Annotated in this window: 15 protein-coding genes; 3 read left to right on the top strand and 12 right to left on the bottom strand. The window is 59.9% G+C overall.

Annotated elements, in window-relative coordinates:
* Nucleotides 1-16 precede the first annotated feature (16 nt).
* From purH to dusB, 3 genes are read right to left on the bottom strand one after another with little or no spacing between them, the layout of a single operon-like run.
* Nucleotides 17-1,618: a bifunctional phosphoribosylaminoimidazolecarboxamide formyltransferase/IMP cyclohydrolase gene (gene purH / locus B472_RS13840; protein ID WP_019427578.1), complete on the bottom strand. Its 1,602-nt coding sequence runs from the start codon at nucleotides 1,616-1,618 to the stop codon at nucleotides 17-19.
* A gap of 20 nt (nucleotides 1,619-1,638) precedes the next feature.
* Nucleotides 1,639-1,878 carry a Fis family transcriptional regulator gene (locus tag B472_RS13835; protein WP_019427577.1) on the bottom strand — a complete coding sequence of 80 codons (240 nt, stop codon included), beginning with the start codon at nucleotides 1,876-1,878 and terminating at the stop codon, nucleotides 1,639-1,641.
* Nucleotides 1,875-2,921, bottom strand: coding sequence for a tRNA dihydrouridine synthase DusB (gene dusB / locus B472_RS13830; RefSeq protein ID WP_019427576.1), 1,047 nt, complete (start codon nucleotides 2,919-2,921; stop codon nucleotides 1,875-1,877). Before dusB ends, B472_RS13835 begins: the two co-directional genes overlap by 4 nt.
* Before the next feature lie 186 nt (nucleotides 2,922-3,107).
* Between dusB and B472_RS13825 the strand changes: the two genes are divergently transcribed.
* On the top strand, nucleotides 3,108-3,584 hold the full coding sequence (locus B472_RS13825; RefSeq protein WP_019427575.1) for a YqaA family protein: 477 nt from the start codon (nucleotides 3,108-3,110) through the stop codon (nucleotides 3,582-3,584).
* Between the two features lie 33 nt (nucleotides 3,585-3,617).
* Here the strand turns inward: B472_RS13825 and B472_RS13820 are convergent, their stop codons facing one another.
* The 8 genes from B472_RS13820 to B472_RS13785 form a co-directional block, all read right to left on the bottom strand.
* The gene (locus tag B472_RS13820) at nucleotides 3,618-4,616 is read right to left on the bottom strand and encodes a tripartite tricarboxylate transporter substrate binding protein (RefSeq protein ID WP_019427574.1); all 999 of its coding nucleotides are present in this window, start codon (nucleotides 4,614-4,616) and stop codon (nucleotides 3,618-3,620) included.
* A 127-nt stretch (nucleotides 4,617-4,743) separates the two neighbouring features.
* A complete protein-coding gene (locus B472_RS13815; protein WP_026039661.1) occupies nucleotides 4,744-5,769 on the bottom strand; it encodes a D-2-hydroxyacid dehydrogenase in 1,026 nt (341 codons plus the stop codon).
* Nucleotides 5,770-5,794: 25 nt separating this feature from the next.
* Nucleotides 5,795-6,769, bottom strand: coding sequence for a tripartite tricarboxylate transporter substrate binding protein (locus tag B472_RS13810; RefSeq protein ID WP_019427572.1), 975 nt, complete (start codon nucleotides 6,767-6,769; stop codon nucleotides 5,795-5,797).
* A gap of 35 nt (nucleotides 6,770-6,804) precedes the next feature.
* A complete protein-coding gene (locus B472_RS13805; RefSeq protein ID WP_019427571.1) occupies nucleotides 6,805-7,593 on the bottom strand; it encodes a class II aldolase/adducin family protein in 789 nt (262 codons plus the stop codon).
* A 16-nt stretch (nucleotides 7,594-7,609) separates the two neighbouring features.
* Nucleotides 7,610-8,581: a tripartite tricarboxylate transporter substrate binding protein gene (locus tag B472_RS13800; protein ID WP_019427570.1), complete on the bottom strand. Its 972-nt coding sequence runs from the start codon at nucleotides 8,579-8,581 to the stop codon at nucleotides 7,610-7,612.
* A 48-nt stretch (nucleotides 8,582-8,629) separates the two neighbouring features.
* Nucleotides 8,630-9,613: a zinc-binding dehydrogenase gene (locus tag B472_RS13795; protein WP_026039660.1), complete on the bottom strand. Its 984-nt coding sequence runs from the start codon at nucleotides 9,611-9,613 to the stop codon at nucleotides 8,630-8,632.
* 8 nt (nucleotides 9,614-9,621) lie between these two features.
* The gene (locus B472_RS13790; protein ID WP_019427568.1) at nucleotides 9,622-10,431 is read right to left on the bottom strand and encodes an enoyl-CoA hydratase; all 810 of its coding nucleotides are present in this window, start codon (nucleotides 10,429-10,431) and stop codon (nucleotides 9,622-9,624) included.
* Nucleotides 10,432-11,622, bottom strand: coding sequence for a CaiB/BaiF CoA-transferase family protein (locus B472_RS13785; RefSeq protein WP_019427567.1), 1,191 nt, complete (start codon nucleotides 11,620-11,622; stop codon nucleotides 10,432-10,434). It abuts the gene before it with no gap.
* Between the two features lie 218 nt (nucleotides 11,623-11,840).
* Here B472_RS13785 and B472_RS13780 point away from each other — a divergent pair, with 218 nt between their 5' ends.
* Nucleotides 11,841-12,518: a GntR family transcriptional regulator gene (locus tag B472_RS13780; RefSeq protein ID WP_019427566.1), complete on the top strand. Its 678-nt coding sequence runs from the start codon at nucleotides 11,841-11,843 to the stop codon at nucleotides 12,516-12,518.
* Between the two features lie 74 nt (nucleotides 12,519-12,592).
* Here the strand turns inward: B472_RS13780 and ychF are convergent, their stop codons facing one another.
* Complete coding sequence (ychF, locus tag B472_RS13775; RefSeq protein ID WP_019427565.1) at nucleotides 12,593-13,684, bottom strand: redox-regulated ATPase YchF; 1,092 nt, start codon at nucleotides 13,682-13,684, stop codon at nucleotides 12,593-12,595.
* A gap of 157 nt (nucleotides 13,685-13,841) precedes the next feature.
* Between ychF and B472_RS13770 the strand changes: the two genes are divergently transcribed.
* Entirely contained in the window at nucleotides 13,842-15,023 is a 1,182-nt protein-coding gene (locus tag B472_RS13770; RefSeq protein WP_019427564.1) for an FAD-dependent monooxygenase, read from the top strand.
* The last annotated feature ends 5 nt before the right edge of the window (nucleotides 15,024-15,028 follow it).

The following is a 15,028-nucleotide window of genomic DNA, read 5'->3' as shown; positions in this document are numbered from 1 at the left end:
CTATGAATGACGCGAATCAATGGCGAAAGTGCCGCACGCCGGTGAACACCATCGCCACGCCATGTTCGTTGGCCGCGTCAATCACTTCCTGATCGCGCATGGAGCCGCCGGGCTGGGCCACGCAGGTGGCCCCGGCCTCCACGACCACGTCGAGACCATCGCGGAAGGGGAAGAAAGCGTCGCTGGCGACCACGGTGTTTTGCAGGCTGAGCTGGGCGGCTTCGGCCTTGATGCTGGCGATGCGGGCTGAATCGAGGCGGCTCATTTGGCCGGCACCCACACCCAGGGTCATGCCGTCTTTACAGAACACGATGGCATTGGACTTGACGAACTTGGCCACTTTCCAGGCGAACAACAGGTCATGCAGCTCGGCCGGCGTGGGTTGTTTGACGGTGACAATCTTCATGTCGGCCAACGCCAACTCGTGGTTGTCGGCGCTTTGCAGCAGCAGGCCTGAGCCCACGCGCTTGGTTTCCAAAGCGTTGCGCACGTTACCGTAGCTGGCGGGCAAGGCGATTTTCATCAAGCGCACATTCACTTTGCTCTTGAACACTTCGAGCGCTTCGGCGCTGAAGTCGGGGGCCATGAGCACTTCCACAAACTGTTTGCTCACCGCTTCGGCCGCCGCTTTGTCCACGGGGCGGTTGAAGGCGATGATGCCGCCAAAAGCGCTGGTGGGGTCGGTTTGGAAGGCTTTGCTGTAGGCCTCGAGTGCGCTGGCGCCCACGGCCACGCCGCAGGGGTTGGCGTGTTTGACGATGACACACGCAGAGGTCTCAAAACTCTTGACGCATTCCCACGCCGCGTCGGCATCGGCGATGTTGTTGTAGCTCAGCTCTTTGCCTTGCAGCTGCACGCCCGTGGCCAAAGAACCGGAAGCGGGTGCGAGGTCGCGGTACCAAGCGGCTTGCTGGTGGCTGTTTTCGCCGTAGCGCAGGTCTTGCACCTTCACGTATTGCTCGTTGAACTGGCCGCTGAACTGGGCGCGCTCGGGCACGTAGGTTTCGCTCAACTTCTCGGCTTCGAAATTCACGCTGGAGAGGTAGTTGCTGATCGCGCCGTCGTATTGGCTGATGCGGTTGAAGGCGGCCACGGACAAAGCAAAACGCAGCTTGTCGCTGAGTTTGCATTGACCTTGAGCATGTGTGGCCTTCAACTCGGCCATCACGGCAGGGTATTGGCTGGCGTCGGTCACGATGCCCACGTCTTTCCAGTTCTTGGCGGCGGAGCGCACCATGGCGGGGCCACCGATGTCGATGTTTTCAATCGCGTCGGCCAATGTGCAGCCGGGCTTGGCCACGGTGGATTCAAAGGGATAGAGGTTGACGATGAGCAACTCAATCGTGTCGATGCCATGCGCCTTCAAAGCGGCCATGTGCTCGGGCGTATCGCGTCGCGCCAACAGGCCGCCATGCACTTTGGGGTGCAGCGTTTTAACGCGGCCATCCAGCATTTCGGGGAAACCGGTGACTTCGGCCACTTCGGTCACGGGCAGGCCTTGATCGGCCAGCAGCTTGGCGGTGCCACCCGTGGAGATCAGGCCCACACCCAAGGCGTGCAATGCCTTGGCCAGTTCGACGATGCCGGTTTTGTCAGAGACGGAGATCAGGGCGCGCATGGGGAAACTTTCTTCAACTTTTATTTCAACAAATCGTGTTCGAGCAATTTCTTGCGCAAGGTGTTGCGGTTCAGACCCAGCCATTCGGCCGCGCGCGACTGGTTCTGACCCGACTGGCTCATCACCACATCCAGCAGCGGCTTTTCAACCAGCTTGACCAGCATGTCGTACAGGCCCGTGGGCTCGGTACCGTCCAGGTCGCGAAAATAGGTTTCCAGGTTGGCCCGGATGCAGTGTTCAATGGATTGGGGTTCGCTCATGGCGTGGTCTCTAAATCGGTGCAGGCCTCAGGACGCTGGGGCTGGCGCACAGGCAATCGCTCCATCTGCTCGGCCAGGCCGTCCAGATAAGCGGCCACAGCGGCCAGTTGTTGGGCTGCGGTTTCCAGGGTGTTCATGTGCTCGCGAAAAGCGTCGCCACCGGGCAGCGTGCGCACATACCAACCAATGTGTTTGCGCGCCGAGCGCACGCCGGTGTATTCGCCATACAGGCCATAGTGGTCTTGCAGGTGTTCTAACAGGGCGCGGCGCACTTCTGCCACCAGCGGCGAGGCCAAGTGCTCACCCGTGGCCAAAAAGTGGCTGATCTCGCGAAAGATCCAAGGGCTGCCTTGCGCGGCGCGGCCCACCATCACGGCGTCAGCCCCGGTGAACTTCAGCACATCGCGTGCTTTTTCGGGCGAATCCACATCGCCATTGGCCACCACCGGGATGCGCAAGGCGGCTTTGACGGCGGCGACAGTCTCGTATTCGGCCAAGCCTTTGTAGCCTTGTTCGCGTGTACGGCCGTGCACGGTGACCATCTGCACCCCGGCGCTTTCGGCGGCGCGCGCCAGATTCAAGGCATTTTTTTCGGCATCGCACCATCCAGTGCGCATCTTCAGCGTCACAGGAACGCCGTGCGGCAAGGCCGCCTCGACCACGGCAGAAATGATCTCCAGCGCCAGCGGCTCGTCTTGCATCAGGGCTGAACCCGCCCATTTGTTGCAAACCTTTTTGGCTGGGCAGCCCATGTTGATGTCGATGATCTGCGCGCCCCGGTCGATGTTGTAACGGGCCGCGTCGGCCATCATTTGCGCCTCGGTGCCTGCAATTTGCACGGCAATGGGGCCGGGTTCGCCATCGTGGTTGGCGCGGCGAGAAGTTTTGAGCGAGGCCCACAAATCAGGCCGAGAGGTCACCATCTCGCTCACGGCATAGCCCGCGCCAAACTGCCTGCACAGCTGGCGAAACGGCCGGTCCGTCACCCCCGCCATGGGGGCAACGAACACGTTGTTCGGCAATAGGTAAGGGCCAATCTGCATGACTGGAAGACGCTGTGAAGTAGGCTTTGCTCAAAAAGAAGGCACGATTGTAGTTGCTTAATATTTCAGCAACTGACGGCCAGATGTGCTAAGAAAAGGGTCTGTCAAAGATCGCCTTCAGCCCGTTCAAACACCACATTCACGCCGGGAAATGCCCATTGTCTGGGCCGCCGCTACACTCAGTGAATGGAAATGTGGCTCAACGACATCCTGCAATGGCTGGCCCTGCCCCAGCACGGTCTGAGCACCGTGTTTGTGGTGGCTTTTGTGTCGGCCACCTTGCTGCCCATGGGCTCTGAGCCGGCGGTTTTTGGCTTGGTCAAACTCAACCTCGACCTGTTTTGGCCCGCCATTGTGGTGGCCACGGCAGGCAACACCTTGGGTGGCATGCTGAGTTGGTGGATGGGCTGGGGAACACGGCATGCCGTCAGCCGCTGGCGCGACTCGAGCAGTCACACCCGGGCATTGGTTTGGTTGGAAAAACTGGGGCCCAAAGCCTGCTTGCTGAGCTGGCTGCCTGGCGTAGGCGACCCCTTGTGCGCTGTGGCCGGTTGGCTGAAACTGCCGTTTTGGCCATGCACGCTGTACATGGCCATTGGCAAATTTTTCCGTTACCTGGTGATGACAGCCTTGCTGCTGTGGGTGTTTCCCGGCCAGTTATAAGCTTGGCCCAGCACCCCCAGCCCTGGGTCTGCCTCAGTCTTGGACGATCTTGCGCTCTTTGATGATCTGCGCAAAACGGCGCGCATCGGCCTTGGTGAGCGCGCCAAACTCGGCAGCTGACATCGGCGTGGGTTCGGCACCAATGCCTTTGATGGCTTCAACCGCACTGGGCACCATGAGGGCACGGTTGATTTCACGGTTCATGCGCTCAACGATGGCCGCTGGCGTGCCCGCAGGCGCCCAGAAACCGTGCGATGTGCCCGCATCAAAGTTCTTGAGCCCCAGCTCATTGAGCGTGGGCGCATCGGGGAACATGGACAAGCGCTGGGGCGATGTGACCGCCAACAAACGCAGACGACCTGAGCGCACATGCGAGAAAGCAATGCCCGGGTCCATCAAATAATCCACGTTGCCACCCAACAAGTCTTGCAAAGCGGCTGCAGAACCGCGGTAAGGGATGTGCAGGGTGAAGATGCCCGCTTGCGACTTGAGCATTTCACCCGCAATGTGCGGGCTGGTGCCGTTGCCGGGTGAGCCGTAGCTCATCTTGCCGGGGTTGCGCTTGGCGTAAGCGATGAATTCGGCATAAGTCTTGTAAGGGGCGTCGCTGCGGACCACCAAGAACAACTGCAAACGCGCACCGGAAGCGACCGGAATCAGGTCCTTGTCGTGGTCAAAGGGCATCTTGGGCGTGACATAAGGCACGATGGCCGCGCCGCTGCCCGAGCTGCACAAAAAGGTGTAACCATCGGGCGCACTCTTGGCAGCCAAATCGGAACCAATGATGCCGCCGGCACCGCCACGGTTGTCCACCACAATTTGTTGACCCAAAGCTTGGGACACGGTGTTGGACACCGCACGGGCCACCAAATCGGGCGATCCGCCGGCCGGGAAGTTCACGATCATGCGAATGGGTTTGGCCGTGGGCCAGGCAGGGGTTTGCGCCTGTGCGGTGCCAAAGGCGCCAAGGGCAAGACCCGACACGGCGGCAAGGCCAAGCTGTCGGCGGCGTGGGTCGTGACGGTGGGTCATACAAAAATCTCCGGGTTTATGAATTGGTAAAAAGGCTGAATCATCCAACAAATCGATTATGTGAAGAAATCAAGTGCCACACCACCCGGGAAAACCTTGCCCCCCAAAACAGGCGGCCTTCTGCGGTTCAGCCCACCGCGTTGCGCAGAGTTTGGCCTTGGCCCCAGCGGCTCAAATTGTCCAAAAACATCTGTGCCACCCGAGTCTCATTGCCATCCGAGTGGCCAGCCGCATGCGGCGTGACCATGACTTGGGGCATGGCCCACAAAGGGGAATCTTTCGGCAGGGGTTCGTGCGCAAACACATCCAAAAAGGCACCGCCCAATTGCCCGCTTTGCAAGGCCGCCACCAAAGCCGGTTCGTCCACCACCTCGCCACGCGCCACGTTGACCAAGTGTGCGCCAGGGGGCATCAAGGCCAAGGCTTGGGCGTTGACCAATTGGCGGGTTTTGGGCGTCAGGGGGCAGGCCAAGACCAACCAATCGGTTTTGGGCAGCACCTGATGCCAGTCCTCGAACGTGACCATTTCAACGCCAGCGTGGTCTGGCTGGGTCATTGATTGGGCCAAGGGCTGAGGCTGCACTTGCTGGCGCACCGCCACAACATGCATGCCCAAAGCTTGCAGCAAGCTGCCCAGCTTTTGACCAATGGGCCCCCAGCCTACGACTGTGGCCGTTTGACCCGGCAGGTCGCGTGGCATGCGCTCGCCCATCATGGGAATCCATTGCCGCTGTTGCTGCTCGGCCCACAACAGCGGAAAGCGCCTGGCCAAGGCCAAAATGCCTGCCAAAGCCACGGTGGCCACCACTTGCGCATTGGCCCCGGATGAGGTGCAAACTTGGACGCCCTTGGCCATCAGGTCCAGGTAAATCTGGCGGTCTGCACCCGCCGAATGGATGTGCACCCAACGCAAAGCAGGCGACTGGCGCAGCAAGGTATAGACCTGTTGCAAAGCCGGGTGGATTTCGTGCTTGGTCGACGCCCCCGTGACCTCGCGCGAGATGAAAGCCACATCCGCATCGGTGCGCTGCGCAGCAAGGGCGTCTTCCAAAGAGATCAGCTCATAGGGCCTTTGGCCCATTGAGGCCGAGACCGATGTGCCCAAACGGTCAATGGCCTGCTGGGACATGAGGATGCGCAAGCAGGTGCTCATGGCTTGGACTGGGCTGTACCTTGGGTCACTCGGCTTTGGCGCCCGAGTCACGCACGATGACGCGCCACTTGTCGTGTTCGCGTTGAACGAACTGGCCAAACTGGGCGGGCGTTCCGCCTGCGGGGTCAGCGCCCTGCGCGATCATTTGCTGCTCAATGGCGGGCACTTGCAAGATCTCGTTGACGGCCTTGTTGACCAGGCTGATCACCGCCTCGGGCGTGCCTTTGGGCGCAAAAAAGCCAAACCAAGATCCGGCTTCAAATTGGGGGAAGCCTTTTTCAACCACCGTGGGCACTTCGGGCATGGAACGCGAACGCTTGAGTGAGCTGACCGCAATCGGTTTGAGCTTGCCCGCCGTGATGTGCGTCATGACCGACGGAATGGTGGCGAACATGAATTGGATACGACCAGCCAACAGGTCTTTCAGAGCATCGGCCCCTTTGTAGGGAATGTGGGTCGCCTCAAAACCCACCCGCTTGGACAGCATGAAGCTGGACAAATGAGACGAGGTACCAATGCCGGTTGAACCGTAGTTGAGCTTGCCAGGGTTGGCCTTGGCGTAAGCGACCAGCTCTTCCATGGTGTTGGCGGGCACCGAGGGGTGGATGACCAACACATTGGGGACATCGGCGATCTGAACAATGGGCATCAGATCGGTCAAGGGGTTGTAGGGCAGCTTGCCGTACAAGGTGGGGTTGACCGCAATCGGACCCACCGAGTTGACGATCAAGGTGTAACCGTCCGGTGCAGAGCGGACCACCAACTCGGTGCCCAAGTTGCCCCCCGCGCCGGGTTTGTTGTCGATCACAAAGGGCTGTTTGAGTTTTTCGGACAGCTGCTGCGTGACGGTGCGCGCCAAGATGTCGGTGGTGCCCCCGGCCGTGAAGGCCACCACCACTTTGACCGGTTTTTGCGGATAGGCCTGAGCTTGCGCCCAAGAAGGCATGGCCAGGGTGAAAGCAGAAAGGCTGGCAGCCAGCCAAAGAGAAGGTGATTTCATGCGGGTCTTTCGGTGATGCTCAAAAAGCAATGGGTTCAGGTTTTGTAGCTGGGGTCTGTGCGATCGAGTTTGCGCAGCAAGGCTGGCCACTCCATCAAGCCGTAAGGCCTGCGGGTGCTGGGCTGGTAGTTGTTCCAGGTTTCTTCCAGCACATCGGGCGCCACTTTGACGAACGGGGTGTTGCAGGCCATGGCCGCGAGTTGGGCGTGGCACGACAATTCCAGGCGGTGCATCCAATTGAAGGCTTCGCCCACACTGCGCCCCACCGTCAAGACACCGTGGTTGCGCAAGATCAGGGCTTCGCCCTGCCCCAGGTCTTGCACCAGCGAGGCTTGCTCGGCCAAATCCAGCACCACACCTTGGTAGTCGTGGTAACCGATCTTGAGAAAGCGCATCGCGGTCTGGGTGACGGGCAACAAACCGCACTCAAGCGCAGAAACCGCCATGGACGCCCAGCTGTGGGTGTGGATGACGCAGTCCACTTCGGGGCGCGCTTCGTGTACCGCGCTGTGGATCACATAACCGGCCTTATTGATGCCGTAATTCAGGTCGCCAAAATCGGGCTTGGAAAGAATGTTGCCGTCATGGTCGATCTTGATGAGGCTGGACGCTGTGATCTCTTCGTACATCATGCCGTAGGCGTTGATGAGAAAAGCACCGTCCTCGCCCGGCACCCGAGCCGAGATGTGGTTGGCCATCATGTCGGACATGCCGTAGAGGGCCACCAAGCGGTAGCAAGCCGCCAAATCCACCCGTGCTTGCCACTCTGCGGGCGAGCAGCGGGACTGCATCGATTCGATTATCAAAAAACCATTTTCAACCATGACAGCTCCTTGGGACTCAGTCGAGTTTCACGTCAGCACTCTTGACCAGATTGACCCAGAACTTGGCATCTTCGGTCAAAAACGCCGCGAATTGATCGGGCGTGGTGGAAACGGACACATCCGTCCCTTCGCGGGCCAATGCCGTTTTCACAGAGGGCTGGGCCATGGCCGATTGCGCGGCATCAAAGATGCGTTTCATGACCGCTGGCGGTGTGCCCACGGGCACGAACAAACCGTACCAAAACTCGATGGCGTACTCAGGCAGTTTGGCCTCTTGCATGCCGGGCAAACCAGGGACCAAGGCCGAGCTGTTGCGCGTGCTGACGGCCAAGCCTTTCAAGCGGCCCGCTTGGATCATGGGCAAAACAGAAGGTGGGGTGCCAAAGGTCACTTGGGTGTCGCCCGCGATCACCGACTGGATCGCAGGCGCACCGCCGCGAAACGGAATGTGCACCATGTCCACACCCGTCAACTGGGTGAACAAAGCCGCGCCCAAATGGGGGGCAGAGCCGTTGCCCGAGGTGGCGTAATTGATCTTGCCGGGTGCCTGCTTGGCGCGCGCAATCAGGTCTTGCACCGAGTTGACGCCGATGTTGGGGTTGACGGCAATCACCAAAGGCGAGGTGGTGACTTTGGTGATGGGCACCAAGTCTTTGGGGGTGTAGTTCAGCTTGGGGTTGAGCGCAGGGTTGACCGAGATGCTGCTGGGGCTGGCCAACAAAATGCTGTAGCCATCGGGCGCAGCCTTGGCCACGTTTTCAGCCGCAATGCTGGAGCCCGCGCCGGCGCGGTTTTCAACAATGATGCTCTGCCCAATCGCTTTGCCCATCGCATCGCTGATGGCGCGCGCCACATAGTCGGCCGCACCACCGGGTGCAAAACCGACCACCAGACGAATGGGCTTGTTGGGATAGGCAGCGCCTTGGGCTTGCACACCCATGGCGAAGCAAGAAAGGACCAAAGCTGAAATCAGGTTTCTTTTGTTCATGGTGTTGTCTCCTTCGTGTAAAAAAGTGTCTGGCTTTGGGGAAGAGGCTCAAGCAGCGCTGGCCATGCGCAGCACGATCTTGCCGGTGTGTTGGTTGTTTTCCATATGGGCTTTGGCTTGATCCAATTGGTCAAACTCAAACACCCGATCGAGCAAAGGCTGAATCCGGCCATCGGCAAAAGCCGGCAGGATTTGCGCCGCGAATTGTGCGATGCCATCGGCGCGTTGGGCCGGCGTGCGGTTTTTGTTGGACACACCATACAGACACAAGCGCTTGGCGTGCAGGGCTTCCAAGTCAATGGTGGCATTGAGCGTGTTGTCCACATAGCCCACAAAACCCAAACGTCCCTGAAAAGCCATGCAGCGCATGCTTTCGGCAAAGACGCTGCCGCCCACGGTATTGACCACCAGGTTGGCCCCTTTTTGGTCAGTGGCTTGCAGCACGGCTTGGTGAAAATCAGCCGCACGGGTGCACAGTCCCACGTCCAGCCCCAGCGGCTTCAATTGGTCCAGCTTGGCCTGTGAGCCCGATGTGCCGATGACTTTGGCACCCAAGACCTTGGCCATTTGCAAACTGGCCACGCCCACACCCGAAGACACGCCGTTGATCAACAGCCATTGATCGGCTTTCAAGTGGCCTTGCAAAACCAAGAGGTCATAGGTCACCAAAAACGTCAATGGAATCGATGCGGCTTGTTCCAGCGTCAAGTTGTCCGGCACGCGCATGATTTCGCGCACATCCATCAGGGCGTATTCAGAAAAAGCGCCCGGGCAGCGGCCCATCACGCGATCGCCCATTTGCCAGGCACCGGTCTCGCTGCCCAGCTGAACAATCTGCCCTGCGCCTTCCATGCCTGCGGGCTTGCTGCCGCCTTTGCCATGCAGGCCATGGCCGATGATCAATTCGCCCCGGTTCAGAGCAGCCGCGTGCAGCTTGACCAACACCTGTCCCGAACCGGGCACAGGCCTGTCCACCTCACGCAGTTCCATGCGGCCTTGGCCTTCGCTGATGTTCATCCAATACGATTTCATGTGAGACCTCATTCGCCTTTGAAGACAGGTTTGCGTTTTTCCATGAAGGCCTTGCGGCCTTCGGCATAGTCGGCGCTGTCAAAGCAGCCGCGAATGAGTTGCGTACACAAGTCCAGATCCAGCTCGGGCGAGGGCTTGAGGATCTCGCGGGTGATGGCTTTGGCCGCCTGAATGGTCAGCGGCGCATTGGCCGCCAAAGCCGAGGTGTATTCGGCCAGCAACTCGGGTAAGGCCTCGGGGGCACAAACCCGCGTGACCAAACCCAGACTTTGGGCTTCTTGCGCATTGATTTTGCGGGCCGTGAAAAACAGGTCTTTGGCCGCACCGGGGCCGATCAAGTCCACCAGATTTTTCATGGCCGAATAGCGGTAACCCAGGCCCAAGCGGGCGGCTGGGACCGAGAACACGGCATCGCTGGCGGCGATGCGCATGTCGCAACTGATGGCCACATTGATGCCGCCGCCGATGCAAAACCCGCGGATGCACGCCAATGTGGGCTTGGGGAAGTTGAAGATGCCCATGAGCGCGGTCTCAGCCATGTGCTCGTAACGTGTCACGGCCTCGCGGGCCGCACGCATGTCTTCGAACTGCGAGATGTCTGCGCCAGAGACAAAGGCTTTTTCACCCGCACCGGTGAACACCACCAAGCGCACACGGGCATCGTGTTCAGCTTGGTTCAAGAGCAAGGGCACCGCCTCCCACATGTCCACCGACAGCGCGTTGTGCCGCGCCACATTGTTGAACTGGATGAACAGCGTGCTGCCGTCCAACCAGGTATTGACCCGCTCGGTGGGTGAGGTGTAGACCACTTCAGACATTCAAAACACTCCTTTGGACTTCAATGCGGCCAAGGTCTGGTCATCCAGTCCCAACTCGCCCAGAATTTCTACGCTGTGCTCGCCCCGACGCGGCGCGGCGCGGGCGATGGAGCTGGGCGTGCGCTCCAGCTGAACCGGTTGACCCACCAGGCGCTGCGGACCTTGGTGGACCGACACCACGTCTTTCACCATCTTCAGGTGTTGGATTTGCGGTTCGTTGAACACCTCGTCCATGCTGTTGATCAGGCCACAGGCCACACCGCCGTCGTTCAGGCGCTCAATCCAATAGGCCCGGTCACGGTGCGACAGGCGCTCGTTGATCTCGGCGTTCAGCGCATCGCGGTTGACCGAGCGGCTGGGCTTGTCGTGGTAACGCGGGTCGGTGACCCACTGCGGCGATTCCAGGATGTCGCAAAACCGCTCCCAAATCTTGGAGCCAAAGACCGCGATGTTCATGTAACCATCGCGCGCCTTGTACACCCCAGTGGGAATACTCGTGGGGTGAAAATTGCCCGCTTGTGTGGCCACCTCTTCGTCGATCAGCCAGCGAGAAGTTTGAAAATCCATCATGTACACCATCGACTCCAAGAGGGAGGTGTGCAGCCATTGGCCTTGGCCGGATTTTTCGCGCTCGAGCAAGGCCACCAAAATGCCTTGCGCCGCAAAAATGCCGGCGCACAAATCGGCAATCGGGATGCCCACACGCATGGGCCCTTGCTCGGCCATGCCAGTGACCGACATCAACCCGCCCATGCCCTGCGCGATCTGGTCAAAACCCGGCCGTCCGGCCAAGGGCCCGGTCTGGCCAAAACCCGAGATGCTGGCGTACACCAGGCCAGGGTTGTCTTTTCTCAGGGATTCGTAATCGATGCCCAGGCGGAACTTCACATCGGGGCGGAAGTTTTCCACCACCACATCGGCCTTGGCGATCAATTGCTTGAGCAGCGCAATGCCTTCGGGCTCTTTCAAATTGAGGGTGATGGAGCGTTTGTTGCGGTGGGTGTACTGGTAGTCCGAGCCCTCTTGCCCGCCCAGCGTGTCATCGCCGCGCATGTGCTCGGGCATTTGCACCTGCACCACGTCGGCACCCCAATCGGCCAACTGTCGGCAAGCCGTAGGGCCGGCGCGCACTTGGGTCAAATCGATCACTCGAAAGCGCGACAGCGCAGCGGAAGCGGGTTGATGCGGCATGGGATGTTCCAAACGAAAGACTCAAAGGGGCCAAGTGCAGACACTTGCTGATGGTCACAAAGTGTGAACGCCAGACCTATAAGTGTCAACACTTTGGCCGAATTGTTGACACATTCGCGACGTCTATGACTTGATTTTGACCATCTTCGGGTAGGATGAAGCACGTGTTTGCTGTTTTTTTCAGCCATCCTCGTCCCTGAACAGCCCAAGCTTTGCCCATGAACGCAGCCCCCGAAAAGCCCGAGCAGGGTTTGCCCGTTTTTGTGGCCGACCAGCTCAAACAACTCATTTACAGCGGTGAGCTCAAACCCGGTGAGCGCCTGAACGAGGCGGCTTTGGCGCTGCGCATGGGCACCAGCCGAGGCCCTGTGCGCGAAGCCATCCGCATGCTCACCGGTTTGGGTTTGGTGACGGCCGTGCTCAACCGCGGCGTGTTTGTGCGCCAGATGTCGGTGCGCGAAATGCTGGAGCTGTACGACCTGCGGGCTTTGGTGTTTGGCTTTGCCGCAGAGCGCGCCACCGACCACGTGGCCGAAAGCCACAAAGCGCAGTTTGAACAACTGCTGCGAGCCATGGATGTGGCCTGCGAGACCGAAAACGCCAACCTCTATTACGAGCTGAACCTGCAGTTCCATGCGATGGTGCTGCTCTTGGCCAACAACCAGCGAGCCCAGGCCGCATACGACGACATCATCAAGGAGATGCACCTGTTCAGGCGCGAGTACTTCAACGCACCGGGCAATATGCGCCAGTCCAACGCCGAGCACCGCACCTTGTACGAAGCCATCGTTAAAGGCTCCAAGGCCAAGGCCAAATCCACCGCTGAAAAGCATGTGCTCAAGGGGCGCGAGCGCTTGCTGAGCAACATGGGCGGAACCACACCGCTGGCGGGTTGATGACGTCAATGACTTTGACTTGCCCATGAAAAAACCGCTCCTCAGAGCGGTTTTTTCATGGCAAGGGATGCAGCTCAGGAACTGAACAAGAAGTTCATCACGTCGCCGTCTTTCACAACGTAGTCCTTGCCTTCGGCGCGCATCTTGCCCGCGTCTTTGGCGCCTTGCTCACCTTTGAATGTGATGTAGTCGTCAAAAGCGATGGTCTGGGCGCGGATGTAGCCTTTTTCGAAGTCGGTGTGGATCACGCCTGCGGCTTGTGGGCCGGTGTCGCCCACGCGAATGGTCCAGGCGCGCACTTCTTTCACACCCGCGGTGAAATAGGTTTGCAGACCCAGCAAGCCGTAAGCCGATCGGATCAAGCGGTTCAGGCCCGGCTCGTCTTGACCGATTTCCTTCAAGAACTCCAGGCGATCGGCGTCGTCCATCTCGGACAATTCGGCTTCGATCTTGGCGCAAATGGCCACCACGGGCGCGTTTTGCTTGGCGGCAAACGCCTTCAAACGGTCCAGGAAAGGGTTGTTCTCAAAGCCGTCTTCCGACACGTTGGCCACAAACATGGCGGGCTTGGCCGTGATGAAAAAGAACTGCTTGAGTTCGACACGCTCTTCTTTGCTGAAGTCGATGGTGCGCACCGGCTGGGTGTCGTTCAAGGCGGCCTGGCACTTTTCCAAAATCGCCATTTGCTTGACCGCTTCCTTGTCGCCAGAGCGCGCAATTTTGCTCACACGGTGAATGGCTTTTTCGACAGCGGCCAAGTCGGCCAAGCACAACTCGGTCTGGATGACCTCAATATCAGCAATCGGGTCAACCTTGTTGGCCACGTGAATCACGTTGTCGTCTTCAAAGCAACGCACCACGTTGACGATGGCGTCGGTCTCCCGGATGTGCGCCAAAAACTTGTTGCCCAGGCCTTCGCCCGTGCTGGCCCCGGCCACCAGACCGGCAATGTCCACAAACTCCACGATGGCGGGCACGATGCGCTCGGGCTCGACGATCTGGGCCAATTGCTGCAAGCGTGGGTCGGGCACCTCGACGACACCGGTGTTGGGCTCGATGGTGCAAAAGGGGTAATTTTCAGCGGCAATGCCAGCTTTGGTCAGGGCGTTGAAAAGGGTGGATTTGCCCACATTGGGCAGACCCACGATGCCGCATTTGAGGCTCATGGAAGGCTTTCGGTGATTCGGAGAAAGAGTCGAAATGAACCCGCAATTTTAACGACTCCACCCCAAGGGCCGGGCACCTGACCCCTGCACCGGTCAATCACCGCAGCCAAAGTCCCTGGCCGCCCAGCGCGTTGGGCCGCATCCTTACAATGCACGCATGGCTTCTCCCCCTGACATTTGCATCCGTGGCGCCGGCATCGTTGGCCGCACTTTGGCCTTGTTGCTGGCCCGCGAACGGCTCAACGTGGCCTTGGTGGATGCGCACCCTGCCACTCCCGGGCTTGTCCCTGCTGCCGACGTGCGGGCTTACTCCCTCAATGGCGCCGCCAAGGCCTTGCTGCAAGACCTGCGCTGCTGGCCCGAGCCGCCCGCTGTAACGCCTGTTCACCAAATGCAGGTTTGGGGTGACCGTGGCGGTCAACTCAGCTTTGGCGCCTCAGAACAAGGCGTGGACTCACTCAACTGGATGGTCGACGTGCCAGTGCTCGAAGCGCTGCTGGCTCAAGCCGTTCAGTTTCAACCCCAGATTCAAGTGGTGCAGGCCCCGGTGGCCGCGCCGCTCACCGTAGTCTGCGAAGGACGCGCCAGCCAGACCCGCGCCGAACTGGGTGTGGGCTTTGACATCACCCACTACCCACAACACGCCGTGGCCACCCGCTTGCTGTGCGAGCGTGCACACGAAGGCATCGCCCGCCAGTGGTTTGGCTGGAGCGCAGCGCCAGGCCTGACCCCAGCACAGGCCGAAGTGTTGGCGCTGTTGCCCATGGGCGGCGAAGGCGGGCGCGAAGTGGGACTGGTGTGGTCGGTGCACCCGCTGCGGGCCCAAGAACTGATGGCCATGTCGGCCGAAAATTTTGCGTTGTCGTTGGCATCTGCATGCCAAAACAGCTTAGGTGGCATGCAACTGTCGGCCGAACGTGCCGTTTGGCCGCTGCAACTGGCACGCGCCGAGCGCTGGATCGGCCCCATGCCGGGGGTGGTCAAGCAATCATTTGCCTTGGCCGGCGACGCCGCCCACAGCTTGCACCCCTTGGCCGGGCAAGGCTTGAATGTCGGCTTGGCCGATGTGGCCGAATTGGTGCAGGTGATCCGAGCCAAAGAGTTTTGGCGCCCCCTGCATGACCTGAAATGGCTGCGCCGTTACGAGCGCGCCCGTCAGGCCGATGTGCAGGCCATGGGCCTGGTGACCGATGGTCTGCAGCGCCTGTTTGCCCAGCCCGGCACGGTTTGGCAGAACCTTCGCAATTGGGGCATGCGCGGCTTTGACCGCAGCGGTCCCCTCAAGCACTGGATGACCCAACGCGCGATGGGCCAAAGTGCCGATCGCGCTGAACGCTGAAGTGC

Origin of the sequence: Limnohabitans sp. Rim28, from assembly GCF_000293865.2 — a bacterium.
GTDB lineage: Bacteria > Pseudomonadota > Gammaproteobacteria > Burkholderiales > Burkholderiaceae_C > Limnohabitans_A.
This window is presented reverse-complemented; position numbering and strand designations above follow the sequence as displayed.